Origin of the sequence: Arthrobacter sp. MYb227 (assembly GCF_002975435.1) — a bacterium.
Classification (GTDB): Bacteria; Actinomycetota; Actinomycetes; order Actinomycetales; family Micrococcaceae; genus Paeniglutamicibacter.
Window position 1 is genome coordinate 3967 of sequence record NZ_PCPT01000022.1, and the last position, 1930, is coordinate 5896.

1 rRNA gene is annotated in these 1930 nt (G+C 53.3%); it reads right to left on the minus strand.

Annotated elements, in window-relative coordinates:
• Positions 1-196: 196 nt before the first annotated feature.
• A 16S ribosomal RNA gene (locus CQ018_RS19695) occupies positions 197-1724 on the minus strand.
• Between the last annotated feature and the right edge of the window lie 206 nt (positions 1725-1930).

Below are 1930 nucleotides of genomic sequence, written 5' to 3' on the forward strand. Positions count from 1 at the left end.
CAAACCAATCATCACCATCTTTTTCCAACCCCAAAGGAGCGTACTCAAAACCATAACCATCAGCCAAGCAGCCATTATTTGTTGATATTCCACCCTTGAGCACTCGCCCCTCAACACAAGTGAGGGCAACGAGCAGCACTGAACACCATCAAAGAAACACTGAGGAATCTTCGAACATATGTTAGTTGCTCCTTAGAAAGGAGGTGATCCAGCCGCACCTTCCGGTACGGCTACCTTGTTACGACTTAGTCCCAATCGCCGGTCCCACCTTCGACGGCTCCCTCCCACAAGGGGTTAGGCCACCGGCTTCGGGTGTTACCAACTTTCGTGACTTGACGGGCGGTGTGTACAAGGCCCGGGAACGTATTCACCGCAGCGTTGCTGATCTGCGATTACTAGCGACTCCGACTTCATGGGGTCGAGTTGCAGACCCCAATCCGAACTGAGACCGGCTTTTTGGGATTAGCTCCACCTCACAGTATCGCAACCCATTGTACCGGCCATTGTAGCATGCGTGAAGCCCAAGACATAAGGGGCATGATGATTTGACGTCGTCCCCACCTTCCTCCGAGTTGACCCCGGCAGTCTCCTATGAGTCCCCACCATCACGTGCTGGCAACATAGAACGAGGGTTGCGCTCGTTGCGGGACTTAACCCAACATCTCACGACACGAGCTGACGACAACCATGCACCACCTGTGAACCAGCCCCAAAAGGGGAAACCATATTTCTATGGCGATCTAGCACATGTCAAGCCTTGGTAAGGTTCTTCGCGTTGCATCGAATTAATCCGCATGCTCCGCCGCTTGTGCGGGCCCCCGTCAATTCCTTTGAGTTTTAGCCTTGCGGCCGTACTCCCCAGGCGGGGCACTTAATGCGTTAGCTACGGCGCGGAAAACGTGGAATGTTCCCCACACCTAGTGCCCAACGTTTACGGCATGGACTACCAGGGTATCTAATCCTGTTCGCTCCCCATGCTTTCGCTCCTCAGCGTCAGTTAATGCCCAGAGACCTGCCTTCGCCATCGGTGTTCCTCCTGATATCTGCGCATTTCACCGCTACACCAGGAATTCCAGTCTCCCCTACATCACTCTAGTCTGCCCGTACCCACCGCAGATCCGAGGTTGAGCCTCGGACTTTCACGATAGACGCGACAAACCGCCTACGAGCTCTTTACGCCCAATAATTCCGGATAACGCTTGCGCCCTACGTATTACCGCGGCTGCTGGCACGTAGTTAGCCGGCGCTTCTTCTGCAGGTACCGTCACTTTCGCTTCTTCCCTACTGAAAGAGGTTTACAACCCGAAGGCCGTCATCCCTCACGCGGCGTCGCTGCATCAGGCTTGCGCCCATTGTGCAATATTCCCCACTGCTGCCTCCCGTAGGAGTCTGGGCCGTGTCTCAGTCCCAGTGTGGCCGGTCACCCTCTCAGGCCGGCTACCCGTCGTCGCCTTGGTGAGCCATTACCTCACCAACAAGCTGATAGGCCGCGAGTCCATCCTTGACCAAAATTCTTTCCACCAAAAACCATGCGGTTTACGGTGCATATCCAGTATTAGACCCAGTTTCCCAGGCTTATCCCAGAGTCAAGGGCAGGTTACTCACGTGTTACTCACCCGTTCGCCACTAATCAAATTGTGCAAGCACAAAAATCATCGTTCGACTTGCATGTGTTAAGCACGCCGCCAGCGTTCATCCTGAGCCAGGATCAAACTCTCCGTAAAAAAATACAGACACAACCAACACACCAACTGGAAAAAGCTGGCCGGGTTGCACCAAGTAAAAAAATCCTGGCAAATTGCTCCAAGCATCCACACGGGGGTGCGGACCTCAGAACCATTCACCAATAAAATAAATAAATTGGTATCAACAAACTTGGCACACTATTGAGTTCTCAAACAACAGACGCATCCAACATCCACGACCCGGA